The sequence below is a fragment of the Klebsiella sp. S69 genome, assembly GCF_016516145.1.
In the GTDB taxonomy this organism is placed as follows: Bacteria; Pseudomonadota; Gammaproteobacteria; order Enterobacterales; family Enterobacteriaceae; genus Klebsiella; species Klebsiella oxytoca.
This window is the reverse complement of record NZ_JACVUU010000005.1, coordinates 135390-160223: the sequence shown is the minus strand read 5'-3', so window position 1 is coordinate 160223 and position 24834 is coordinate 135390. Positions and strand designations below refer to the sequence as shown.

Here is a 24834-nt window from a genome sequence, read left to right as displayed (position 1 = left end):
CTCAACCAACAAGGCGCCGGCTTTCAGGATGCAACGACGAGTTAATTACCGCCGAACATATCTTTAATCCAGCCCGCTACGCCATCGCTCTTCTCCTGCTTCGGCGGTTGCTGCTGATTTTGCTGCTGTTGCGGCTGTTGCCCGGACTGATTGAACGGATTATTCGCCTGCTGCTGCTGGAGCTGCTGCTGTTGAATCAGTTCACCCTGGCGGCAAAGCGCGTCCGGCGAGGTCGTCCATACCGGAAGCGAACGCATGCCGCCGCTGCAGACAAAGTTACCGCTGCTATCGACGCCCATATCCACCACATCTTCCGGCGGAGTCAGGACCAGCGGAGTCGGCGTCTGGTTAGCCAGATAGCGCTGGTAAATCGACATTGCGCCGCTGGCGCCGTACAGCTTAGTCGGCTGGTTATTATCGCGTCCCACCCAGGTAATGGTCACCTGACCGCCGTCAATACCGGCAAACCAGGTATCAACGTTGTTGTTGGTGGTCCCGGTTTTACCCGCCAGATGCAGGCCCGGATACTTCGCGCCCAGCTGACGACCGGTACCGCGCTGCACCACCTGCTGCATAGTCCAGAGCGTCATATAAGCCGCCTGCGCCGGTACCGCCCGTTCCGCCTGCGGATAGCTTTGATAGAGTACGGTACCATCTTCAGCGATCACCGAACGCAGCGCTGACAGCGGCGCGCGGTTGCCACCGCTGGCAATGGTCTGGAACGCCTGCGCCACTTCAATCGGCGTCAGGTTCAGCGCCCCCAGCAGCATAGAAGGAACCGCATTCAGCTGATTCCTGGGCGCGCCCAGCTTAGTCCAGGTATCAACCACCGCCGGCAGGCCCAGCGCCATCCCGAGATTCACCGTCGGCACGTTCATTGAACGCGTCAGCGCGTCAACCAGCATCACCTTCCCGCTCTCGCTGTAGCGACGATCGTCGTTCTGCGGCGACCACGTCTGACCGTTAGACAGACGAATCGAGATAGGCGCATCGGCGATCCAGGTATTGAGACGATACTGATTCGGCTGACTTAGCGCGGTCAGATAGGTCGCCGGTTTTGCCAGCGAGCCAATCGAACGGCGCGCCTGCATTGCGCGGTTATAGCCAGCAAACTGCGGCTCCGCCCCGCCGACCATCGCCCGTACTTCGCCGGTGAAGCGGTCGACAACCACCATCGCGGTTTCCAGATCCGGTAGCTTACGCTGTTTCTTCAGCGCCGGAATACCCTCTATCGCCGCTTTTTCCGCCGCATCCTGCGCCACGGAATCGAAGGTGGTAAAGATCTTCACGCCGGAGAGATCTTTGACTTTATCGCCCAGTTTCGCCTGCAGCTCCTGACGCACCATCTGCATAAACGCCGGCTGCGGAGAGATCACCCCACCGCGCGGCTGTACGCCCAGCGGACGCGCGCTGAGCATGTCATACAGCTCCTGATCGATAACCTGCTGCTGCTGCAGAAGACGCAGCACGAGGTTGCGTCGCTCCAGCGCCAGCTTCGGGTTACGCCACGGGTTGTAAACCGACGCGCCTTTTACCATCCCCACCAGCAGCGCCTGCTGATCGAGGCTGAGCTCTTCCACCGGACGACCAAAGTAATAGAGGCTCGCCAGCGGGAAGCCGCGGATCTCGTTATCGCCGCTCTGACCGAGGTACACCTCGTTCATGTACAGCTCAAGGATACGATCCTTGCTGTAGCGGGCATCGACGATCAGCGCCATATAGGCTTCGTTAATCTTGCGCCAGTACGAACGTTCGCTGGAGAGGAACAGGTTCTTCACCAGCTGCTGGGTCAGCGTACTCGCCCCCTGCACCGTACGACCGGCGGTCAGGTTAGCCAGCACCGCACGGCCAATGGAGTAAAGGCTGATGCCGTCGTGTTCGTAGAAATGGCGGTCTTCCGTCGCCAGCAGAGTATCCACCAGCAGATCCGGGAAGCCGTTGCGCTTCACAAACAGACGCTGTTCGCCGTTAGCCGATTGCAGCATGGTGATCAGGCGCGGATCGAGACGGAAGAAACCGAACTGGCGGTTATTATCCATGTTCTCGATGGTGTCGAGACGATCGCCATTAAAGGTCAGACGCGCGCGCACCTGGCCTTCTTTACTGTCCGGGAAATCGAACGGACGGCGGATCATCTCGATACTGTTGGCCTGTACCGTATATTCCCCCGGACGCGTCATCGCGCTCACCTGGCGATACTGCGTCGCGTTAAGCAGGCGCACCATTTCGTTTTTGCTGATCTGCATATCCGGCTCAAGGTTGACCATCCGGCCATAAACCGCCGCGGGCAGATCCCAGACTTTCCCGTCAATGCGGCTGCGGATTTTCTGGTCAAGGTAGACGCCATAGGCGGCAATCAATACCGCACAGACGACCCCAATTTTAATCAGCAGCCACAGCCAGGTGCGTTTACGACGAGGGGGTTTACCGCCTTTGCCTTTTCCTTTCCTCGGCATCGGTTTTTCATCCTCATAGTCATCATCGTAATCGTCGTCGTAGTCCTCTTCCCGAACCCGACGGCGAGTTACCTTTTGTTTTGCCGGGCGCGAGGGTCTCCCCTTACGTCCGATCGGCTCGCGGTCATCTCCCGCCATGCTTTTTCTCCGCAACTTACAGGCGTAAAGGCCTGATTCTCAATGTTTCCCCGGATGGGGGAAAGAAGAAATCTCTCAAATTGCCGCCCGAAGGTGTTGTTTTTCAGGCAACCATTTATGGACTGCGCGACGCATTATCATGTCGCTCGCATGATTTTCACTTTAATAATTCACCATACAAATCACATTGTTACACGCTTCATCGACAGAATTATTCGGGACACGGAACGGATTGTCCAGGGAATACAGGATAGCACTAAACCGCGACATTCTTAACCAGCATTTTACATCCTCGCCGGGCAACCTCAGGGAAATTGTGATGTTTTTTAACAACATAAAAATGTGCGCCCGTAACGTTCTGCTGGCCGCAGAAACAAACCGAAGCAGTAAGGCCGGAAAATATTATTTCCGCCGGAAAACAGAAACGACCCAGATGAAAGAAAATGAGATTTAAAAGAGCGCAATGATAAAAACGCGAGCCACTTAACATTTATAATTTGGCAGATTTTCTGATGACTGCCGAAAAATATTTGTTAAACTGTCAGCCAATTAATTTTTCTGCTTAATAGATTATGCGCAACTTTATTATATTTCCGCTTATGGCGGTTGCCCTGATCTCAGGCTGTCAGCAAAATCGTCAGACAACCCTGAGTCCTGCGGTTAGCGGTGAGGCTCAGCTTGAGCAGCTTGCCTCCGTCGCCGCCGGGGCGCGCTATCTGAAGAATAAATGCAACCGCAGCGATCTGCCTGCCGATGACGCAATTAACCGTGCGGCAATAAACGCCGGTAAAAAACGCGGATGGGCAAATATTGATGATAATCTGCTGAGCCAGCGCAGCGCGCAGCTATATCAACAGCTCCAGCAGGATAGTACCCCGGAAGCCACAAAATGCAGCCAGTTTAATCGCCAGCTGGCGCCATTTATTGATAGCCTGCGCGGCAATAAATAGCGGTTATTTTAATTCCGCTCGCGCTATTTTTATTCTCCCTGCGGACTCTCCTCAATCGTCCCGCCCGGCCAGTCATCCAGCGCCGCGAGGGTAAACGTTTTACCGTTAAAGCTAAAGACGGTGAGATCCTGCTGGATCTGCTCGATAACCAGATTCGCCAGCGGCGAGTCGCCCTCCTTCCAGGATTGTCCGTTTAATACAATGCTGCGTTTCTCCGCCAGGGTGGCGTAGACGTGCGCGCTGTAGCGCAGAGGCGGCAGATGATCTTCATCGATCGGCGCCTCCGCAAGGGCCTGCGTTTCTGGCCCGGCTTTAACCGGCTTGACGGCAGTTTTGACCGCCGGTTGATTCAGCGGCACTAACGCCGCATGGGCTACCGGCTGCGTTATCGGCTGCGGGACGGGTTTATTCCGCCACTGCTCGCCGCCAAACCAGCCGAGCGCAATCAGCAGCGCGGCATACAGCGGTACGGTCACGCAGGGGATTTGCACCATTTTCCCGCCCCCCGCCGGGGGACTGGACGGCGGGTACGGTTCTTGCTCACGAACAAGCACGGATTTCTCCTTAATCAGGACACGCCATCCCGGCCCGCGGTTTGTACGCCGCGGGCCGGGAGGTTAAGGTCTTACTTGCTGCTGACCGGCAGCCCCGCGCCCTGAGCATCGCCCTGCGGCATTTCCAGCACCGCCACCGACCATGCCGGCAGGGTGACCGCGCCGTCTGCGGCAATCTGCACGCCGTGAGCCAGCGAATTTTCGCCCGCCGCCTGCTGGATCGCGCTCAGCTGCAGCGTCTCACCGGCAAACTCATTCAGCGTACGGCTTTCCGGCGCAGCGTTGATCGCCACCACCAGGCCGTCAAGACGGCTATCCAGACTGGCGCCCGCTTTCACCCCGTCATCCACGGTCATAATCAGCAGACCGGCCTGCTGGTCTGAACCAGTATTACGGAAATCAACGCGCTTCATCACCGCGCTGCCCTCACCTAAGGTGAACAGCGGCGAGGATTTACGCTGCTCGGTCAGCTCCTGGTAGAAGGCGGTCATCTGCTTCAGCTCCGCTTCGCCCGGAGCGGCAACCATATCTTTGACGCGCGAAATCACGTCATAGTTACTGCCGTCATCGCTGATGCGCGGCATACCAACGTTGTAGTTATTGTCCTGCAGGGAATAATCCACACGGTTAAACCAGTCGCCGGAGTCGTAGGAGTCGCGGGTAAAGGATTTCGAGCGCAGCAGTTCAGAACCCTGCTGGTCGAAAGCGATCCCCTGCCCGAGCATCACCGTCGCCAGCGAAACGGCCTGCATGCGAACGCGGGTCGCCAGGTCGGCTTCCTGGGACGCTTTATAGCTGATCATATCCCACAGCGTCTGGTTGTCGTGCTTCGAAACATAGTTGACGACTTCCGTCGGATCTGCGGCATAGCCGCCAGGCGCGCCGTTATAGTCAATTTCGCTGCCTTTCTTCACCGCGCCGTCTTTGTCGATCATCACAAAGTCAGCAAGGTTACCGGCCATCCCCAGACGGGTCAGATCGGCCAGATGACGGACCTGATCATCGTTCAGGCTGGTGAGCTCGTTTGGTAATACGCCAGCGCCGCTGCCAACGCCCTGGTTTTGACGCAGCGCATCGCCGGAATCAAACGGGCCGCCGCCGCGCACGGAGTCGCGCAGACGATCGGAGAACGTCCCGATACCGGTGCCTTTCAGATTGATCTGCGAGGCGATTTCAAAGCGGTCGCTCTGGTTTGAATCCCAGCCTTCACCAAAGAAGTAGATATCCGGATTCAGGGCTTTAATGCGCTCCCACGCCGAGAGAATTTGCGCTTTCGGGTGATAGCCCATCAGATCGAAGCGGAAACCATCGATTTTATAATCCTTGGTCCATACCGCCAGCGAGTCGGCAATCAGCCTGGCGAACATCCGATGCTCCGGCGCAGAGTCGGAACAGCAGGTGGCGGATTCAACGCTGCCGGTGGTTTCATTCAGACGCTGATAGTACCAGGGCACTATCTTATCCAGCACCGACGTGCGGTCGGTCGGACCCGCGGCATTGGTGTGGTTATATACCACGTCCATGATCACGTTCATCCCCAGATCCTGCTTGATCGCCTGAATCATGGTACGGAACTCTTTGATGCGCGTCGTGCCTTCCGGATCGGTCGCGTAGGATCCTTCCGGAACCGTGTAGTGGAACGGATCGTAGCCCCAGTTATAGGAGTCGGTCTGCGCCACCAGCGTATTCAGCGCCTGTACCTGCGGATTATCCTGGCTATCGCTCTGCCTGAGCTGGTTCAGCACCTCCTCCACGGTGGAGCCGCTGTCGCAGTATCCGGCGAACTCGCTGCTTTTCACCGCGCTGTTCACTTCGCACAGGCGGCTGAACGGCTGCTGAATATCGGCGACTTTGTCACTGAACTCGTTCACCGTCGCCAGATCGAAGACCGGCAGCAGCTCGATGTGCGTGACGCCTGAGGCGGAGAGCTTCTTCAGATGCTGTACCATATTGCTGTCGCCGGCGGTCAGCGCGAGATATTTACCGCGCAGTTCGGCCGGAACGGTCTGGTCCCAGGCGGAGAGATCGCGAATATGCGATTCATGGATCGTCATCTTCGCTAAATCCGCTTTTGTCTTCTGGGCATGCGGCATCGTCAGGCTATCCCAGCCGTCAGGCTTCAGGGCGCTGTCGTTGAGATCGACCACCTGGCTGTACTCCGAGTTGGTCGACAGGCTATGCGCATACGGGTCGGTGACTTCATACTGTTCAACCTTGCGCGACTGCGGGTGATAAACCGTCATCGCATAGCGGTAGAACGCGCCTTTCAGATCGCTGCCCCCCTGCCACGACCACGCGCCGGAAGCGCTGTCGCGGGTCATCGGATGGCTGCCAATCACTTTTTTGTCCGCGCTGTAGACCACCACATCCACCTGCTGAGCAGTCGGCGCCCAGACGCGGAAGGTGACGCCGCCGTCGGTCAACTGCGCGCCGTAGCTCAGCGCTTCCGCCGCTTCGGCATAGGTGTCATCCAGGACGCCCGCCGTCTGCACCTGGGTGGCGGAAATCAGGATCCCGTCCTCTGCGGCGGCAATGGCGACCGTTTCGCCCTGCAGCAGCTCGTCAACGTTCGCATTGTCCGGCAGCTTAAAAGCCGTATAGCTGGAAAGATGCGGGAAACGCATGCTGACCTGTTGATTGACCGTAGTCGGCGTTAGTTTCAGGTAACGGTCGGTAAATTTGCCTTCGCCATCCGCCGCCACTTTACTGCTGTGGCTGTAGTAGAGGCGCACAATGGGCTTGTCCTGTCCGCCCGGCCACAGCAGCGTATTTTTATCGACCCAGTGGGCTTCGGCCAGCGCGACGCCAAAAGCGGCGCGGAAAGCGTCAGCGCGGGAGTCATAGACCGCGCTGTTACCGGCGATCACCGATACCGTACGATCGGTGAAGTCGCCAAACGCCACCCGCAGATCGCTATCGATCAGTTTATTGGTGCCGTCGCGAACGATGACGTTGATACAACCGCTCTCTTTGTTGAGCGGAATCACCCAGTACGGGCCATATTTATCGCTGCCGCTCGGGGTGGCGCTGACGTCATTCCAGTCCGCTACCGGCGCGCTGAGCGCATCGCAGTTTTCGTTATTCCACAGATAGAGGTTTTTGCTGCTGTAGTCCGCCGCGCTGTTGCTGGTGATGCCGGCAATATCCACCAGGTGGATGACCGCCTGGTTTTCTGCCGCCGTGGCCGCTTCGCCGGGTACGGCAACGTCAGGTAAACGTACAACCACATCCTGATTACCAGGAGTGTCGGGATTTCCAGAGGAAGAAGAAGAGGATCCGTTATCGCAGCCGCTAAGTAAAACCAGCGATCCCAGAACCAGGGCATTACGGGTATATCTGAGCATTCGATAGTCCCTATATATGCTGATTAAATTATATGAAGTGATATATACGCGAAACTATTCCTGGCGCACTTAAGCACCATAAAAAAATAACGAGCATATCTTTAAAGCGTCGATAATTAGATATTCTTGCTCTCTCCGGTTCAATCATCCGTTCGCTCATTGTGTGGGGGCGTAGGCGGCCGGAGGAGAAAAAATAAAAAGGGAATGACGACCGCAATAGCCAAACTCTTTATCATTCGCAGCGACCTACGCAGATTCCCGCAATTAGCACGCTCACCATAAAAAAATCCCCACCAATATCGGTAGGGCGGTACCTTTTACTGAGGGAAATAGAATGAGCAAAGGAATAAAAATGCCTAATTCCGTGATGAGATTAACAATATCAAATAAAAAAATAATTAATTACGTGCCTCATATTGTGACGTTCATCATATTATTTTTTATCTGCCAGCAGCTCGCCCAATTAACCTGGAAAATAATTCTCCCGGTAAACTTTACGGATAACGCATTAAGCTCTGCCGATACGACGGTGCCCGCCGCGCCCTCCCCGGAAACGGCGCTGCCGCGCTTTACGCTATTTGGCGTGGCGGAGAAAACGCCCTCCTCCGCAAACGGCGACAACCTCGAGCAGGCACCCGTTTCGGCGCTCAAACTGCGCGTAACCGGCCTGCTCGCCAGTACCGTTCCCTCTCGCGCCATTGCTATCATGATGCAGGGGAATCAACAGGTTAGCCTCGGGATTGGCGATAATACGCCGGGCGGAGAGGCGAAAATTGTCGCCATTTTCCCCGACCGCCTGATTGTTAATTACCGCGGCACAAATGAGGCTATCCCGCTGTTTAACGACCCGCCCGCTGCCGGCAAAAATAGCGCCGCGCCGCCAGCCGACCAATTGGCGCAGGAGCTCCGCGCGCAGCCGCAAAATATTCTTCATTACCTCAATATTTCGCCGGTCATGGTCAACGACAAGCTCAGCGGATATCGCCTGAATGCGGGAAAAAAACCGGCGTTATTTCGCCAGGCGGGTCTCAAGGAAAACGATCTGGCGATTGCCCTGAACGGCCTGGATCTCCGCGATAAAGAACAGTCTCGCCAGGCATTAGCTCAGCTACCGGAATTAACCGAAATAACCCTTACCGTTGAACGCGACGGCCAGAAACAAGATATTTCTCTAGATCTGAGGGATGAATAATTGATCATCACCAACGTTACCCGCCCATTTTTCCTGACGCTGCTGATATTCGCCGCGCTGATATTCAAACCGGCCGCGGCGGAAGAGTTTTCCGCCAGCTTTAAGGGCACCGACATTCAGGAATTTATCAATACGGTCAGTAAAAACCTGAATAAAACGGTCATTATCGATCCCAGCGTACGCGGCACCATTACCGTACGTAGCTACGATATGCTCAACGAAGAGCAATATTATCAATTTTTCCTCAGCGTCCTCGATGTCTATGGCTTCGCGGTGATTAATATGAATAACGGCGTCCTGAAAGTCGTTCGTTCGAAGGATGCGAAAACCGCCGCGGTGCCGGTGGCGAGCGATGCCGCACCGGGTACTGGCGATGAGGTCGTCACCCGCGTCGTGCCGCTGACTAACGTCGCCGCCCGCGATCTGGCGCCGCTGCTGCGCCAGCTTAACGATAACGCCGGCGCGGGCAGCGTGGTGCACTATGAACCCTCCAACGTCCTGCTGATGACCGGCCGCGCGGCGGTGATCAAGCGTCTGTTGACCATCGTCGAACGCGTCGATAACGCCGGAGACCGCAGCGTGGTGACAGTTCCCCTCTCATGGGCCTCCGCCGCCGATGTGGTCAAGCTGGTGACTGAACTCAACAAAGATACCAGCAAATCGGCCCTGCCCGGCTCGATGGTCGCCAACGTGGTGGCCGACGAGCGCACCAACGCGGTGCTGGTCAGCGGCGAGCCCAACTCGCGCCAGCGGATCGTCGCCATGATTAAGCAGCTCGACCGCCAGCAGGCGACGCAGGGCAACACCAAAGTGATCTATCTGAAATACGCCAAAGCCGCCGATCTGGTCGAAGTGCTGACCGGCATCAGCAGCACGATGCAGAGCGAAAAGCAGGCCGCGAAGCCGGTGGCGGCGCTGGATAAAAATATTATTATCAAAGCGCACGGACAGACCAACGCCCTGATTGTCACCGCCGCCCCTGACGTGATGAACGATCTTGAACGGGTAATCGATCAGTTGGATATCCGCCGTCCACAGGTGCTGGTGGAGGCGATCATCGCCGAAGTGCAGGACGCTGACGGTCTTAACCTCGGCATCCAGTGGGCCAATAAAAACGCCGGGATGACCCAGTTCACCAACAGCGGTCTGCCAATATCTACGGCCATCGCCGGGGCCAACCAGTACAACAAAGACGGCACCGTCAGCAGCTCCCTGGCCAGCGCCCTTAGCTCCTTCAACGGCATTGCCGCCGGCTTCTACCAGGGCAACTGGGCAATGCTGCTCACCGCACTCTCAAGCAGCACCAAGAACGATATTCTCGCCACGCCGAGCATTGTCACCCTCGACAACATGGAGGCCACCTTTAACGTCGGCCAGGAAGTCCCGGTGCTGACCGGCTCGCAAACCACCTCCGGCGATAACATCTTCAATACCGTCGAGCGTAAAACCGTCGGCATCAAGCTGAAGGTAAAGCCGCAAATTAACGAAGGCGATTCGGTCCTGCTGGAGATCGAACAGGAGGTATCGAGCGTGGCGGATGCCGCCTCCAGCACCAGTTCGGATCTCGGCGCGACCTTCAATACCCGTACGGTGAATAACGCCGTACTGGTCGGCAGCGGCGAAACGGTGGTCGTCGGCGGCCTGCTGGATAAAAGCGTCTCCGACACCGCCGATAAAGTCCCTCTGCTCGGCGATATCCCGGTGATTGGCGCGCTGTTCCGCTCCACCAGCAAAAAGGTCTCCAAGCGCAACCTGATGCTGTTCATTCGTCCAACGGTGATCCGCGACCGAGACGAGTACCGTCAGGCTTCATCCGGGCAGTACACCGCGTTTAACGACGCCCAGAGCAAACAGCGCGGCAAAGAGAACAACGACGCGATGCTGAGTAACGATCTGCTGGAGATCTACCCGCGCCAGGATACCGCCGCGTTCCGCCAGGTCAGCGCCGCCATCGACGCGTTCAATCTGGGAGGCAATCTATGATGCCCGCCGCTGAACGACGTCCGCTGCTCCCCTTCAGCTACGCCCGCGCGCACAACGTGATGCTCCTGAGCAACGGCGCAAGCTGCGAGGTTTTCTGCCTTGCCGCCACCGCGCCGCAGGCGCTGCTGGAAGCTCGCCGGGTGGCCGGGATGCCGTTCAGCCTGGAACGACTGGAAGCAGAGGCGTTCGAAAAGCTGCTGGTGCTGAGCTATCAGCGCGACTCCGCCGAGGCGCGGCGCATGATGGCGGATATCGGCAACGAGCTGGATCTGTACACCCTTGCCGAAGAGCTGCCGGACACCGACGATCTTCTGGATAGCGAAGACGACGCGCCGATTATCCGCCTGATTAACGCCATGCTCACCGAGGCTATCAAAGAGAAAGCGTCGGATATTCATATCGAAACCTATGAACGCCACCTGCAAATTCGCTTTCGCGTCGACGGCGTACTGCGCGAAATCCTGCGCCCCCAGCGCCGCCTCGCCGCGCTGCTGATCTCGCGCATTAAGGTGATGGCGAGCCTTGATATCGCCGAAAAACGCATTCCTCAGGATGGGCGCATGGCGCTGCGTATTGGCGGACGCGCCGTCGATGTCCGCGTCTCCACCCTGCCGTCGAGCTACGGCGAACGCGTGGTGCTGCGTCTGCTCGATAAAAACAGCGTTAATCTCGACCTGCTGACCCTCGGGATGCCGCCCGCGCTGCTCCAGCAGGTAGATGGACTGATCGCCCGCCCGCACGGCATCGTGCTGGTGACCGGGCCGACCGGCTCGGGAAAAAGCACCACCCTCTACGCCGCGCTAAGCCGCCTCGATGCCCGCGAGCGCAACATCATGACCATTGAAGATCCTATCGAATATGAGCTGGAGGGCATCGGTCAGACTCAGGTTAACGCGAAAGTCGATATGACCTTTGCCCGCGGGCTGCGCGCCATTTTGCGCCAGGACCCTGACGTGGTGCTGGTGGGCGAAATCCGCGACGGCGAAACGGCGCAAATCGCCGTTCAGGCCTCGCTAACCGGCCATCTGGTGCTCTCAACGCTGCATACCAATAGCGCGCTGGGCGCCATCTCGCGCCTGCAGGATATGGGCGTCGAGCCTTTTCTGCTCTCCACCTCGCTGCTGGCGGTGATGTCGCAGCGGCTGGTGCGACGGCTCTGCCCGCACTGCCGCCAGCAGGAGCCGGCCAATGCCGATACCGCCCGCCAGATGGAGATCGCCCCCGGCACGGCGCTCTGGCAGCCCCGGGGCTGCGCCGAGTGCGGCTTTACCGGCTATCGCGGACGTACCGGCATTCACGAACTATTGCTGGTGGACGATCGCGTGCGCATGGCTATCCACCGCGGCGAAAACGAGGTGACGCTGATCCAACAGCTGGGAGCGGACTATATCACCCTACGCCACGCCGGGCGGGAAAAGGCGCTGGCGGGGATCACCAGCTGGCAAGAGGTCCTGCGGGTCACCGAACAGCAGATCTCGGAGGCCTCCTGACATGGCGCTTTTTCGCTATCAGGCTGTTGATGAAAAGGGTAAAACCCGGCGCGGCATCCAGCAGGCGGACTCCGCCCGCCACGCGCGCCAGCTGCTGCGGGATAAGAACTGGCTGGCCCTGGATATTGCCCCGGCTGCCGGCGGCGGGCAACCGCGCTTTATCCGCCGGACTAACGCCCGCGATCTTGCCCTCGTCACCCGCCAGCTGGCGACGCTGGTCGCCGCTGCCATCCCGCTGGAAAAAGCGCTCGACGCGGTGGCCCAGCAGTGTGAGAAACCGCAGCTGAAAACCCTGATTGCCGGCGTGCGCGGCAAAGTGCTGGAAGGCCATGCGCTGGCGGAAGCGATGCGCGGCTACCCTGGCTGCTTCGACGCGCTCTACTGCGCGATGGTCGCCGCCGGAGAAGCTTCCGGCCATCTTGATGGCGTACTGAACCGGCTGGCGGACTACACCGAACAGCGCCAGGAGCTGCGCGCCCGGCTGCTGCAGGCGATGATTTACCCCATCGTGCTAACCCTGGTGGCGGTCAGCGTGATCGTCATTCTGCTGTCGACGGTGGTGCCGAAGGTTGTCGAGCAGTTTATCCACCTTAAGCAGGCGCTGCCGTTTTCTACCCGTCTGCTGATGGCGATGAGCGATATGCTGCGCGCCGCCGGTCCGTGGCTGCTGCTCGCCGCCATGCTCATGGCTCTGCTGCTGCGCTACCTGCTGCGGCAGCCGGCAAAGCGGCTGGCCTGGCACAGACTGCTGCTGCGCCTGCCGTTGATTGGCCGGGTCGCGCGCAGCGTTAACAGCGCCCGCTACGCCCGTACTCTGAGCATTCTCAACGCCAGCGCCGTTCCGCTGCTGCTGGCGATGCGCATCAGCGCGGAAGTATTAAGCAACGCCTGGGCTAAGCGCCAGCTCGAAGCCGCCAGCGACGCGGTACGCGAAGGCGTCAGCCTGCATCGCGCGCTCGAAATGACCCAGCTTTTCCCGCCGATGATGCGCTATATGGTCGCCAGCGGCGAACAGAGCGGCGAGCTCAACGACATGCTGGCGCGCGCGGCAGATAACCAGGACCGGGATCTGAGCGCGCAAATTCAGCTGGCCCTCAGCCTGTTTGAACCTCTGCTGGTAGTGGCGATGGCCGGCATGGTGCTGTTTATCGTCCTCGCCATCCTGCAACCGATACTGCAGCTCAATACCCTGATGAGTATGTAATTGTTCTAATGGAGAAAAATATGCAACGACAGCGCGGCTTCACCTTACTGGAAATCATGGTGGTGATTGTTATCCTCGGCGTGCTCGCCAGCCTCGTGGTGCCCAACCTGATGGGCAACAAGGAAAAGGCCGACCGGCAAAAAGTGGTCAGCGATCTTGTGGCGCTCGAGGGGGCGCTGGACATGTACAAACTGGACAACAGCCGCTATCCCACCACCGAGCAGGGGCTGCAGGCGCTGGTCAGCGCGCCATCGGCCGAGCCGCACGCGCGCAACTATCCCGAAGGCGGCTATATTCGCCGTCTGCCGCAGGATCCCTGGGGCAGCGATTACCAGCTGCTGAGCCCCGGCCAGCACGGACAGGTGGATATTTTCAGCCTCGGGCCGGACGGCGTGCCGGAGAGCAATGACGATATCGGCAACTGGACGATTGGGAAAAAATAGTGCGACAGCGCGGCTTTACGTTGCTGGAAATGATGCTCATTTTGCTGCTGATGGGCGTCAGCGCAGGCATGGTGCTGCTGGCTTTTCCCGCCTCGCGCGATGATAGCGCGGCGCAGACCCTGGCGCGCTTTGAGGCGCAGCTGCGCTTTGTCCAGCAGCGAGGTCTACAAACCGGTCAGTTTTTTGGCGTCTCGGTGCATCCCGATAGATGGCAGTTTCTGGTCCTGCAAGCCCGCGAAAGCAATGACTCCCCCTCTGTCGGCAACGACTGGAACGGCTATCGTTGGCTGCCGCTAAGCGCCGGACGCGTCGCCACTTCGGGTAGCGTCATCGGGGACAAGCTACGCCTCGCTTTTCCACAGGGCGAGGCCTGGACGCCGGGCGACAACCCCGATGTGCTGATCTTTCCCGGCGGGGAGATGATCCCCTTTCGGCTGACCGTCGGCGAAGCCACGGGTATCGCGTTTAATGCGCGCGGCGAAAGCCAGCCTCAACCGCAGGAGGCGCCATGAAAAAGCAGGCCGGCATGACGCTAATAGAAGTGATGGTCGCGCTGGTGGTCTTCGCCCTTGCCGGGCTGGCGGTGGTGCAGGCCACGCTCCAGCAAACCCGCCAGCTGGGGCGAATGGAGGAGAAAATTCTGGCCGGCTGGCTGGCGGATAATCAGCTGGTGCAGCTACGGCTGGAAAATCGCTGGCCCGCGCTGAGCTGGTCGGAAACCACGGTGCAGACGGCGGGCGTCAGCTGGCACATTCGCTGGCAGGGCGTGGAAACCGACCTCCCGCAGCTGCGGGCGCTGGACGTCGAGGTCCGCCATGCCAAAAGCGAAAAGATGCCCGTCTCTTCGCTGCGCACCTACGTGACGCCGCCATGATCCAGCGAGCTCGCGGATTTACCCTCGTTGAAATGCTGCTGGCGTTGGCTATCCTCGCCGCGCTAAGCGTCGCTGCGGTCACGGTGCTGCAAAACGTGATGCGCGCCGATACGCTCACCCGCGATAAAGGCGAGCGCATCCAGACGCTGCAGCAAACGTTCAGCCAGATGGCGGCGGACTTTAGCCAAATCATTCCCCGCCGCAGCCGCGACAGCGCGAACCTGTTTTTTGCCGGACGCTTTCAGCTCGGCAGCGACGACTGGGCGATCGCTTTTAGCCGCAACGGTTGGCCCAACCCTCTGGGGCTTCTGCCGCGTTCGGAAATTCAGAACGTCAGCTACCGCCTGCGCGGCAGCCACCTGGAGCGCCTGAGCTACGACCAGCAGGACCCGCTGCCCGGTAGTCTGCCCACGGTGACCGTTATGCAGCGCAACGTGCAGGCGTTTCGCCTGCGCTTTTACGCCAGCGGCCGCTGGCAGGATGAATGGCAGCAGCCGCAGAGGTTGCCCCAGGGGCTGGAGGTCACCCTGACGCTGGAGCCATACGGCGAGATCCGAAGGCTGTTTCTGCTTACGCCGGGAGGCAGCCAATGAATACCCGCCAGCGCGGCGTCGCCCTGCTTATGGTGCTGCTGATCCTCGCTCTGATGATGGTGCTGGCGAGCGCCATGACCGAGCGCAGCGCGCGGATGTATCAGCAAACCGCGACGACCCTCGATAACCTGCAGGCCAAATGGTACGCGCTGGGGGCGGAAACCCTGGCGGCGGCGTTGCTACAACGCGACGCGCTCGACTCGCCGAACCAAACCCATCTGGCGCAGAACTGGGCCCAGCAGGGGCGACGTTTTACGCTCAATGACGGCGAGATCTACGCCACCCTAAGCGACGCGCAGGCCTGCTTCAACCTCAACGCCATTAACCAGCTCAGCGGCGACGAAAGCGTTGAAATCCCTTATCCCGCACAGGTTTTTACCCGACTGCTGGAGAATCTCGGCAGCGAGCCGCTGCGCGCCTTACAGCTGACCGCCGCCCTGCGCGACTGGGTGGACAGCGATCGCCAGCCGCTGCTGAACGGCGCGGAAGATGAAGTCTATATGGCGCAATCCCCCGGCTATCTGAGCGGCAATCAGCCGCTGCAGGATGTCAGCGAACTGCGCCTGCTGGCCGGGATGGACGCGACGCTCTATCAGCGTCTGCTGCCCTACGTCTGCGCGCCTCCGGACGATGCGCTGCAGGTGAACGTCAATACCCTGCAGCCCGCTCAGGCCGCGCTACTGTCGGCGCTCTTCCCGGCTGAACTCACCCTTGCCGAAGCCCGGCAGCTGCTGCAGGCGCGCGCGGCCACCGGCTGGAGCAGCGTCGCCGCTTTCCTGTCGCAGCCGATACTACAAAAAACCGATACCGCCGCCGCGCGTCCGTGGCTGACGGTGCGCAGCGAGCGTTTTATCGCCACCTTCAGCGTAGTGATGGGCAGCGCCCGCTATCAGCAACGTAGCCTCCTGCAAAAGCAGGGGCGAACCTTCGGCGTCGTCCAGCGGCGCTATGGAATCTATTGGGTAGCCGATGAATAACCACCATACCTCTTCCGCCACCGTGCTGATTATTCGCCTCAATCCTGATGCCGCGACGGCGATATGGCGGCTGGCCGCGCCGGGCGACGAGGCGCAGAGCGGAGAATGGCATCCTGACGCTGGCGATCCGACGCTCAGCCTGCTGGCGCAGCGTTATCCGGCCTGGGTGCTGGTGCCCGCCAGCGACTGCGCGTTTCATCGCGTTACTCTGCCCGCCGGCGTGCGCCGAAATGCGCAGCAGGCCCTGGCGTTTTTACTCGAAGAACAGCTGGCAACAGAGGTCGAGGAGAGCCATTTTGCCCTGCTCCACCGGGATAAAAGCGATTGTGCCGTGGCGGTGGTCGGGCGGGAGAAGATGCGCGCCTGGCAGGCCTGGTGCGAACAACTCGGACTCAACGTGCTGGCACTGACGCCGGATGCCCTAACCCTGCCGCACAACCCAACCGGCTGGAGCGCCGTACGCTGCGGCGAGCAGTGGCTGTTTCGCCACGATTCGGAGAGCGGTATGGCGGTGGAAACCTCATGGCTCGGCGAACTGCTGGTTCACTGGCCTGACCTCGCGCCCATCGCCAGCTACTCGCCGCCGCCGGAGATTGCCGCGCCGTGGCAGCCTCTGCCGACGCAGGATTTGCTGGAGCTGGCGGCGAGCAACCCGCAGGCGCGTAAAATCTGCTTATGCCAGGGCAATTTTGCCCCTGAACGCCGCCGGCCGCCGACGCCCCGACGCTGGCGCCCGGCTCTCGCCGCTGCGCTGGCGCTACTGCTGCTGTGGAGCGGGAATCGCCTCCACGACCATCTCGCGCTGGCGCGCCAGGCCGACGCCGCGGTACAGGCCAGCCGTGACTTTTACCGCCAGTGGTTCAAAAGCGAAAAAAACCTCGTCAATCCACGTCTGCAAATGCAGCAGCATCTGCGTCGGCTGGCAAGCGCAAGCGCCCGGCCGGTGATCATCTCGCGGCTCGGCGCTCTGCAGCAAATCATTGCTGAAACGCCGGGCATTCGCCTGCGAACCCTGAGCTATGATGCCGGGCGCAACGCGCTGCAGCTGGAGATATCCGCCGTCTCATCGCAGGCTCTGGAGCAGTTCAGCCAGCGGGCGCGGGCCGGCTTCCGCGTGCAGAGCGGGGAAATGAAACCGCACGCCGACGGTATTGAAGGGCGTCTGACGCTGGAGGATAACGATGCATAACCTGATGACCTTATGGCAACAGCGTACGCGCCGCGAACGGCATCTGCTGCTGGGCATGGGCGTGATGCTGATTATCGGCCTGGTCTATTACGCTTTATGGCAGCCCTGGCAAAGTCGCGAGACGCAGTGGCGGCAAACGCTGACCCGGGAGCAGGCCAGTCTGCAGTGGATGCGCCAGCAGACTCCCCTTCTGCAGCAGCTTCGCCAGCAGAAATCGCCTGCCGCGCCGCAAGAGCCAACAACGGTGATTATGCGCGAAGCCGCCCGCCACGGGATCGCCATCGTTCGCCTGCAGCCGCAGGGAGCTCGCCTGGGCCTTAGCGTGCAGCCCGCCGATTTTCAGGCGCTGATGGCATGGCTCGACGCGCTGGGGCAGGCGGGAATGACCACCGTTACGCTGACGGTGGCCGCCGTGGCGCAGCAGCCTGGCCGGGTCACCGTCACTACGCTGGTGCTGGAGCGCAGCGATGAAAAATAAAATCACTATCGGCCTGCTGCTGGCGGCGGTCTATCTCTTCTGGCTGCTGCTTAGCGCGCCGGCGAGACTGCTGGCCCTGGCGCTGCCGGAAGGCGCGCGGCTCGGCGAAACCACGGGCACCCTGTGGCAAGGAGAAGCCCGTCAGGCCAGCTGGCGCGGTTTTGACATCGCCCATTTACGCTGGGAGTTTGGCTTTTCGTCGTGGCTTCCCGGCTGGCATACCGCGTTTAGCGCCCCCTCCGGCCTGCGCGGCCAGGCCTGGCTGCACGGCCTGAACGAGTTTGTGGTGCGCGAAGGCCGACTCGTGATTCCGGCCCGGACGATCGGCCAGCGGCTGGCGCTCGGGATACCGCTGGAAGCCCGTGGCCAGGTGATGCTGACGCTACCGGAAGCCCGTTTTAACGCTGGCGGCTGCCGACAGATGAGCGCGGGCGCCGTGCAGTGGCAGGATGCGGCGCTCACCTCCCCCGCCGGTTCGCTCGAACTGGCCCAGGTTAGCGGCAAACTAAGCTGCACCCCGGCGGGCACGCTGGCTATCGCCCTGACCCAGGATTCCCATCAGCTTAGCCTCACCGGACAGGGCGTTCTGACGCCCGACGGGCGCTATACGTTTAACGGCATGCTGCAACCCCGTCAGGCGGCTCCGGCGCTGCTGACGCTGCTGGTTGCGCAAACCGGCCGTAAAGATAAGCAGGGGCGCACGCCGTGGCAGTGGCAGGGACAGTGGCTATCCGAGGAGAAAAAATAGCCGTGGAAAACATCGCATTGTTACCCGAGTTCGCCGCGCAATTCCCGTTAATCTGGGGCGGTTTTTTATTCTTGTCCGGACTGGCGTTCGGCAGCTTTTTTAACGTCGTTATCCATCGTTTACCGCTGATGATGGAGTACGCAGAGGGAGTGAATCTCTGCTTCCCCGCATCGTTCTGTCCGCAGTGCCGTCAGCCCATCGCCTGGCGGGACAATATCCCGCTGCTGAGCTTTTTATGGCTCAAGGGGCGTTCGCGCTGCTGCGGGCGACCGATTTCACGTCGCTATCCGCTGATGGAGCTGGCGACCGGCGCGCTGTTTATGCTGGTCGGGTACCTGATCCCTGCGGGCATGCCGCTGCTGGGCGGGTTAATTTTATTGTCGCTGCTGCTGATCCTCGCCGCCATCGACGCGCAAACGCAGCTGCTGCCTGACAGGCTGACTCTGCCGCTGCTGTGGGCCGGGCTGCTGTTCAATCTTACCGATCTCTTCGCGCCGCTGGCGGAGGCGGTCGTTGGCGCGATGGCCGGGTATCTATCGCTGTGGTCAGTGTACTGGGTGTTCCGTCTGCTGACCGGTAAAGAGGCGCTGGGCTACGGTGATTTCAAGCTGCTGGCGGCGCTCGGCGCGTGGCTCGGCTGGCAGGCGCTGCCGCATACGCTGCTGCTGGCTTCCGCCAGCGGCCTGATCTGGACGCTGCTGCAGCGCCTGGTAACCCGTCGTTCGCTCGAACAGCCCCTGGCCTTCGGCCCCTGGCTGGCGCTGGCGGGCGGCGGCATCTTTTTGTGGGGCCAGGTATAAAATATCCCCTGCTCGCGCTGCGCTTAGCAGGGCTACGGGTGCTGTTGGTCCGGTAGCCCGGGTAAGGCGTTTACGCCGCAACCCGGGAACTCTCCGGCTACGAATACTTTTTGGTGCGGCGGGTCGGGGCGGTATTGGCCGGATCGTCGGGCCAGACGTGCTTCGGATAGCGCCCTTTCATCTCTTTTTGTACCTCGCGGTAGCTCCCCTGCCAGAACGCGCCTAAATCACGGGTGATCTGCAGCGGGCGCTGCGCCGGCGAAAGCAGCTCCAGCACCAGCGGCACCCGCCCCTGGGCGATAGTCGGAGTGGTCGCCTCGCCAAACATCTCCTGCATTCGCACCGCCAGCGCCGGCGGGTTTTCATCGTGATAGCGAATCGCAATGCGGCTACCGGTCGGCACCGTATAATGCGTGGGCAGCTCGCTGTCCAGCTTCTGGCGCAGCGGCCACGGCAGCCAGTTTTGCAGCGCCTGACGCACGTCCAGCGCCTTCAGAGCCCGCAGCGAATGGACGCCCGCCATCTGCGGCAGCAGCCACTGTTCAAACGAGGCCAGCAGCGACGCCTCATCAACGGCCGGCCACGCCTCCTCCGGCAGCCACTGCGCCGCGCAGTGCAGCCGCAGACGCAGCTGCTCCGCCTCCGGCGTCCAGTTGAGCACGTTCAGTCCCTTCTCGCGGATCCCATTAAGCATCGCCTGATGCAGCTCCTCTTCCGCCGGCTTCGCCAGCGGCTGGGTCTTGATGACCAGGCGTCCGATACAGGTGCGCCGCCAGGCCTTCAGCGTGCCTGGCGCCTCATCCCACTCGACGGTATCGGAACGCCGGACCAGCGCCGGACACTGCTCAATCAGCGCGTGAATATCGACCGGCAGCGCCAGCAGGATCCGCGCATCTGGCGATGCGCTCCCCTGCAGCAGCAGCGGCGCAATCAGCCATTCGTGGCGGCTCAGGGCATCATCGGCGTCAAGCATCGCCCCCATCCCGTTAGCCAGCTGGTAGCGCCCCTCCTGACCGCGACGATGGGCGATACGGTCGGCAAAAGCGGAGGCCAGCAGCGCCGCGATGCTGTCGGCGTCGGGCTGACCGCCGCGAACCGCCAGCCTTTTCATCAGCTGCTGCGCCCGCTGCTGCCAGTTGCCCTGCTGACGGGCAAACGCCGCGCTGAGATCGCTATTGCCGCCGCGCGGCGGCTCTTCAAGGATCGCCGCCAGCTTAGCCGCCGTGGCGGCGCCATCGGCATCCTCCGCGGCCGTCAGCATTGCCGCCAGACGCGGATCGTTACCTAACGCCGCCATTTTTCGCCCGTGCGCCGACAGCCGGTCACCTTCCAGCGCAGAAAGGTCAGTGAGCAGACGCCGGGCCGCCGCCAGGTTGGTCGCAGGCGGCAGATCCAGCCAGCTGAGCTGGGCCGGGTCCTGACATCCCCACTGCAATAGCTCCAGCAGTAGCGACGACAAATCGCTTTGCAGGATTTCCGGGTCGCCCTGCGCCGCCGCGCGCTCGGCCTGCTCCTTTGCCAGCAGATGCAGGCAGATACCCGGCTCCAGACGCCCGGCTCGACCGGCGCGCTGGGTCATTGAGGCCTGGCTGATGCGCTGCGTCACCAGGCGAGTGAGCCCGGTCCGGGCGTCAAAGCGCGCGACTCGCTCCTGAGCGCTATCCACCACCAGCCGAATCCCCTCGATGGTCAGACTGGTTTCGGCGATGTTGGTTGCCAGCACCACTTTGCGCATCCCTGCTGGCGCAGGCAGTATCGCCTTACGCTGCTCGCTCAACGGCAACGCGCCGTACAGCGGGCACAGCACAACATCGCTCGCCACCCGCTCCGCCAGCCGCTCCTGCACGCGCTGAATTTCTCCTACCCCGGGCAGAAACAGCAGCATTGAGCCGTTCTCGCTACGCAGCAGCTCTGCGGCGGCTATCGCCACCGCCTCGTCAAAACGCTGATGAGTCGGCAACGGCAAAAAACGCCGTTCAACCGGAAACGCGCGCCCTTCGGAAACGATAACCGGCGCCTCCGGCAGCAGCTTCTGCAGGCGTTCATTATCCAGCGTCGCCGACATAATCAGCAGCTTAAGATCGTCGCGCAATCCCTGCTGGACGTCGAGCAGCAGCGCCAGCGCCAGATCCGCCTGCAGGCTGCGTTCGTGGAATTCATCAAGGATCGCCAGCCCCACGCCGCTCAGCTCCGGATCGCGCTGGATCATCCGCGTTAAAATACCTTCGGTCACCACTTCGAGGCGCGTGTTCGGCCCGACGCAGCTCTCCGCGCGCATGCGATAGCCCACCGTCTCGCCGGGCTTTTCTCCCAGCAGTTCCGCCAGCCGCTGCGCCACGTTACGCGCGGCCAGCCGCCGCGGCTCCAGCAGGATTATGCGTCCGTTGATTTTACCTTCGGCGAGAATTTGCAGCGGCAGCCAGGTGGATTTCCCGGCGCCGGTTGGCGCGTTAAGCAAAACCTGCGGCGCATGCTGCAGGGCAGAGAGAAGTTCAGGGAGGACGGCGGCAACCGGCAATGAGGACACGAAGCGCTCCGGGGGTTAACATGTGAGGGCAAGCATTGTAGCATCCCGATAATTCATTACCGAGTCTCTATCATGTCCGAGCCGAAAAGGCTGTTTTTCGCCATTGAACTTCCTGGAGAAGTTCAGCAGCAGATCGTTCACTGGCGCGCCGCCAGCTTTCCCGAGGATGCGGGTCGACCGGTGGCGGCGGCTAACCTCCATCTGACGCTGGCCTTTCTTGGCGAAGTGAGCGCGGACAAGCAGCGGGCGCTGTCTGCAATGGCCGGACGGATCCGCCAGCCGGGCTTTACCCTGACGCTTGACGATGCCGGGCAGTGGCTACGTTCGCGGGTGGTGTGGCTGGGTACTCGTCAGCCGCCGCGCGGGGTTTTGCAATTAGCGAATATGCTGCGCGCCCAGGCCGCCCGCAGCGGCTGCTATCAAAGCCCGCAGCCGTTTCATCCGCACATCACCCTGCTGCGCGACGCGCGCCACGCGGTGCCTATTCCGCCGCCCGGATTTAGCTGGGCGTTTGCGGTCAACGAATTTGTTCTCTACCAATCCAGCTTTAGCCGCGGACGAACGCGCTATCAGGCGCTGGAACGTTACCCTTTCGACAAGGAAAGCTGATGCTGTTCACTCCTCCCCTGCAGTCCGCCATCCTGATTAAACGTTACAAACGGTTTCTCGCCGACGTCATGACCCCGGATGGACGCGAGCTGACCCTGCACTGCCCCAATACCGGCGCCATGACCGGCTGCGCCGCGCCGGGCGACACCGTCTGGTATTCCACCTCAGATAATCCTAAACGCAAATATGCTCACACATGGGAATTAACTGAAACCGTCGAGGGCGCGACAATTTGTGTTAATACTCTACGTGCTAATACGTTGGCGAAAGAGGCGATTCTGGCAGGTAAAATTCCCGAGCTTGTAGGCTACAACACGCTGAAAAGCGAAGTGAAGTATGGTGATGAAAGCAGCCGTATTGATATTCTGTTACAAGCAGATGACCGACAAAACTGCTATATTGAAGTGAAATCGGTTACGTTGGCGGAAAAGGAATACGGTTATTTCCCCGATGCGGTCACCGAGCGCGGCCAGAAGCACCTGCGGGAGCTGATGAGCGTGGCGGCGGCGGGCGATCGGGCGGTGATATTGTTCGCGGTGCTTCATTCCGCGATCGACCGTTTCTCTCCCGCGCATCATATTGATGCCAGATACGCACAGCTATTGATTGAGGCGCAAAACAAGGGGGTGGAAATTCTCGCGTACAAGGCGGAACTTTCTACCGAGATGATGACTCTGAATAAGCCAATTACCGTGGTGTTAACCCCCGGTAAATAAACGGCTAAATAGTATTCGGGTCGCGAGCGCAAATACGCTTTTCCTCACAGGGTTGTCAAGTGTAACGTTTAGATAATTGCTATCCGGAAAAGCATCTGCTATTTATAGCGGCCTGATTTTTCCCCCAACACGGGGATCGATAGTGCGTGTTAAGGAGAAGCAACATGCAAGAAGGGCAAAACCGTAAAACATCGTCCCTGAGTATTCTCTCCATCGCTGGGGTGGAGCCGTACCAAGTGAAGCCGGGCGAAGAGTATATGAACGAAGCCCAGCTGGCGCACTTCAAGCGCATTCTTGAAGCGTGGCGTAATCAACTTAGGGATGAAGTGGATCGCACCGTAACGCATATGCAGGATGAAGCTGCTAACTTCCCGGACCCGGTAGACCGTGCCGCTCAGGAAGAAGAGTTCAGCCTGGAGCTGCGTAACCGCGACCGCGAACGTAAACTGATCAAAAAGATCGAGAAAACGCTGAAAAAAGTCGAAGACGAAGATTTCGGCTTCTGTGAATCTTGTGGCGTCGAGATTGGTATCCGTCGTCTGGAAGCGCGCCCGACCGCCGACCTGTGCATTGATTGCAAAACGCTGGCGGAAATTCGCGAAAAACAGATGGCAGGCTAATCACTTCGCTGATGCATCTCTGGCGGGAGCTTTCTCCCGCCCTGATGCTTTAGTCATATCATGAAAGATTCACACTATATCGGGCGCTTTGCCCCCTCACCTTCCGGTGAACTCCACTTCGGCTCATTAATTGCCGCGCTTGGCAGCTATCTGCAGGCTCGGGCGCAGAACGGTATCTGGCGCGTGCGCATTGAAGATATCGATCCGCCGCGTGAAGTCCCCGGCGCCGCTGAAACTATCCTTCGTCAATTAGACCACTACGGCCTGCACTGGGACGGAGAGGTACTCTGGCAGTCAAAACGTCACGAAGCCTATCGCGAGCGCCTGGCCTGGCTGCGCGAGCAGGGCCTCTGCTACTACTGCACCTGCACCCGCGCGCGTATCCACGGTATGGGCGGCATCTACGACGGTCACTGCCGGGATTTACGCCTCGGCGCGGAAAACGCCGCTCTGCGTCTGCGGCAAACTCGTCCAGTCCTTGAATTTTATGACCAGCTGCGCGGCACCATCGTTGCCGACGAGCCGCTGGCGCGCGAAGATTTTATTATCCATCGCCGCGATGGGCTGTTCGCCTATAATCTGGCGGTGGTGGTGGACGATCATTTTCAGGGCGTCAGCGAAATCGTCCGCGGCGCCGATCTTATCGAACCAACGGTACGGCAGATTTCTCTCTATCAGCATTTTGGCTGGCAGGCGCCGGATTATATCCATTTACCGCTGGCCCTCAACGCGCAGGGCAATAAACTGTCGAAGCAAAACCACGCTCCGGCACTGTCTGAAGGCGACCCGCGGCCAGAAATTGTGCGGGCGCTAACGTTTCTTAATCAGGATGTCATTCAGGAATGGCAGACGCTGAGCATTGAGGATTTACTCAAGTACGCGATAGCGAACTGGCGGCCGGAGCAAATCCAGCATTCTCAAATGCGTTCCGCTGAGCTATGATTAGCCG

Annotated in this window: 22 protein-coding genes; 18 read left to right on the top strand and 4 right to left on the bottom strand. The window is 60.2% G+C overall.

Features of this window, described 5'->3' with window-relative positions:
- Positions 1 to 41: 41 nt before the first annotated feature.
- On the bottom strand, positions 42 to 2594 hold the full coding sequence (gene mrcB, locus IAE27_RS07110; protein ID WP_004107974.1) for a bifunctional glycosyl transferase/transpeptidase: 2553 nt from the start codon (positions 2592 to 2594) through the stop codon (positions 42 to 44).
- Between the two features lie 572 nt (positions 2595 to 3166).
- On the opposite strand from mrcB, the gene pulS reads away from it, so the two are divergent.
- Positions 3167 to 3544 carry a GspS family T2SS pilot lipoprotein variant PulS gene (gene pulS, locus IAE27_RS07105; RefSeq protein WP_070555877.1) on the top strand — a complete coding sequence of 126 codons (378 nt, stop codon included), beginning with the start codon at positions 3167 to 3169 and terminating at the stop codon, positions 3542 to 3544.
- Positions 3545 to 3573: 29 nt separating this feature from the next.
- Here pulS and gspB read toward each other — a convergent pair whose 3' ends face one another.
- The gene (gspB, locus tag IAE27_RS07100) at positions 3574 to 4098 is read right to left on the bottom strand and encodes a type II secretion system assembly factor GspB (protein WP_070555875.1); all 525 of its coding nucleotides are present in this window, start codon (positions 4096 to 4098) and stop codon (positions 3574 to 3576) included.
- 71 nt (positions 4099 to 4169) lie between these two features.
- Positions 4170 to 7442: a pullulanase-type alpha-1,6-glucosidase gene (gene pulA, locus IAE27_RS07095; RefSeq protein WP_200092178.1), complete on the bottom strand. Its 3273-nt coding sequence runs from the start codon at positions 7440 to 7442 to the stop codon at positions 4170 to 4172.
- A gap of 352 nt (positions 7443 to 7794) precedes the next feature.
- Between pulA and gspC the strand changes: the two genes are divergently transcribed.
- Genes gspC through IAE27_RS07030 form a run of 13 tightly spaced genes read left to right on the top strand, consistent with a single transcriptional unit; the run spans position 7795 to position 19413 of the window.
- Positions 7795 to 8634: a type II secretion system protein GspC gene (gene gspC, locus IAE27_RS07090; protein ID WP_154022189.1), complete on the top strand. Its 840-nt coding sequence runs from the start codon at positions 7795 to 7797 to the stop codon at positions 8632 to 8634.
- The gene (gene pulD, locus IAE27_RS07085; protein WP_004107980.1) at positions 8635 to 10617 is read left to right on the top strand and encodes a GspD family T2SS secretin variant PulD; all 1983 of its coding nucleotides are present in this window, start codon (positions 8635 to 8637) and stop codon (positions 10615 to 10617) included. It begins immediately after the preceding gene.
- The gene (gene gspE, locus IAE27_RS07080; protein WP_154022190.1) at positions 10614 to 12107 is read left to right on the top strand and encodes a type II secretion system ATPase GspE; all 1494 of its coding nucleotides are present in this window, start codon (positions 10614 to 10616) and stop codon (positions 12105 to 12107) included. Before pulD ends, gspE begins: the two co-directional genes overlap by 4 nt.
- A 1-nt stretch (position 12108) precedes the next feature.
- Positions 12109 to 13311: a type II secretion system inner membrane protein GspF gene (gene gspF / locus IAE27_RS07075; RefSeq protein WP_108704192.1), complete on the top strand. Its 1203-nt coding sequence runs from the start codon at positions 12109 to 12111 to the stop codon at positions 13309 to 13311.
- 20 nt (positions 13312 to 13331) lie between these two features.
- Positions 13332 to 13754 (top strand): type II secretion system major pseudopilin GspG, encoded by a 423-nt coding sequence (gspG, locus tag IAE27_RS07070; RefSeq protein ID WP_004098709.1) that lies wholly within the window; start codon positions 13332 to 13334, stop codon positions 13752 to 13754.
- Positions 13754 to 14266 carry a type II secretion system minor pseudopilin GspH gene (gspH, locus tag IAE27_RS07065; RefSeq protein WP_154022192.1) on the top strand — a complete coding sequence of 171 codons (513 nt, stop codon included), beginning with the start codon at positions 13754 to 13756 and terminating at the stop codon, positions 14264 to 14266. Before gspG ends, gspH begins: the two co-directional genes overlap by 1 nt.
- Positions 14263 to 14628, top strand: coding sequence for a type II secretion system minor pseudopilin GspI (gspI, locus tag IAE27_RS07060; protein ID WP_004110668.1), 366 nt, complete (start codon positions 14263 to 14265; stop codon positions 14626 to 14628). Before gspH ends, gspI begins: the two co-directional genes overlap by 4 nt.
- Positions 14625 to 15221: a type II secretion system minor pseudopilin GspJ gene (gspJ, locus tag IAE27_RS07055; RefSeq protein WP_070555865.1), complete on the top strand. Its 597-nt coding sequence runs from the start codon at positions 14625 to 14627 to the stop codon at positions 15219 to 15221. Before gspI ends, gspJ begins: the two co-directional genes overlap by 4 nt.
- Positions 15218 to 16198, top strand: coding sequence for a type II secretion system minor pseudopilin GspK (gene gspK, locus IAE27_RS07050; RefSeq protein ID WP_004107989.1), 981 nt, complete (start codon positions 15218 to 15220; stop codon positions 16196 to 16198). The genes gspJ and gspK overlap by 4 nt, the downstream gene beginning before the upstream one ends.
- A complete protein-coding gene (gspL, locus tag IAE27_RS07045) occupies positions 16191 to 17387 on the top strand; it encodes a type II secretion system protein GspL (protein WP_115239989.1) in 1197 nt (398 codons plus the stop codon). Before gspK ends, gspL begins: the two co-directional genes overlap by 8 nt.
- Positions 17380 to 17865, top strand: coding sequence for a type II secretion system protein GspM (gene gspM / locus IAE27_RS07040; RefSeq protein WP_004107993.1), 486 nt, complete (start codon positions 17380 to 17382; stop codon positions 17863 to 17865). The genes gspL and gspM overlap by 8 nt, the downstream gene beginning before the upstream one ends.
- Positions 17855 to 18613, top strand: coding sequence for a type II secretion system protein N (locus IAE27_RS07035; RefSeq protein ID WP_070555861.1), 759 nt, complete (start codon positions 17855 to 17857; stop codon positions 18611 to 18613). The genes gspM and IAE27_RS07035 overlap by 11 nt, the downstream gene beginning before the upstream one ends.
- 2 nt (positions 18614 to 18615) lie before the next feature.
- Positions 18616 to 19413, top strand: coding sequence for a prepilin peptidase (locus tag IAE27_RS07030; protein ID WP_148407855.1), 798 nt, complete (start codon positions 18616 to 18618; stop codon positions 19411 to 19413).
- 97 nt (positions 19414 to 19510) lie between these two features.
- Here IAE27_RS07030 and hrpB read toward each other — a convergent pair whose 3' ends face one another.
- A complete protein-coding gene (hrpB, locus tag IAE27_RS07025; RefSeq protein WP_200092176.1) occupies positions 19511 to 21940 on the bottom strand; it encodes an ATP-dependent helicase HrpB in 2430 nt (809 codons plus the stop codon).
- Between the two features lie 72 nt (positions 21941 to 22012).
- Between hrpB and thpR the strand changes: the two genes are divergently transcribed.
- The 4 genes from thpR (at position 22013) to gluQRS (ending at position 24827) form a co-directional block, all read left to right on the top strand.
- The gene (gene thpR, locus IAE27_RS07020; protein ID WP_004108002.1) at positions 22013 to 22549 is read left to right on the top strand and encodes an RNA 2',3'-cyclic phosphodiesterase; all 537 of its coding nucleotides are present in this window, start codon (positions 22013 to 22015) and stop codon (positions 22547 to 22549) included.
- Positions 22549 to 23265: a DNA/RNA nuclease SfsA gene (gene sfsA / locus IAE27_RS07015; RefSeq protein WP_004108004.1), complete on the top strand. Its 717-nt coding sequence runs from the start codon at positions 22549 to 22551 to the stop codon at positions 23263 to 23265. The genes thpR and sfsA overlap by 1 nt, the downstream gene beginning before the upstream one ends.
- Positions 23266 to 23429: 164 nt before the next feature.
- The gene (dksA, locus tag IAE27_RS07010) at positions 23430 to 23885 is read left to right on the top strand and encodes an RNA polymerase-binding protein DksA (protein WP_004098689.1); all 456 of its coding nucleotides are present in this window, start codon (positions 23430 to 23432) and stop codon (positions 23883 to 23885) included.
- 60 nt (positions 23886 to 23945) lie between these two features.
- Positions 23946 to 24827, top strand: coding sequence for a tRNA glutamyl-Q(34) synthetase GluQRS (gene gluQRS, locus IAE27_RS07005; RefSeq protein ID WP_004108006.1), 882 nt, complete (start codon positions 23946 to 23948; stop codon positions 24825 to 24827).
- Positions 24828 to 24834 lie beyond the last annotated feature (7 nt).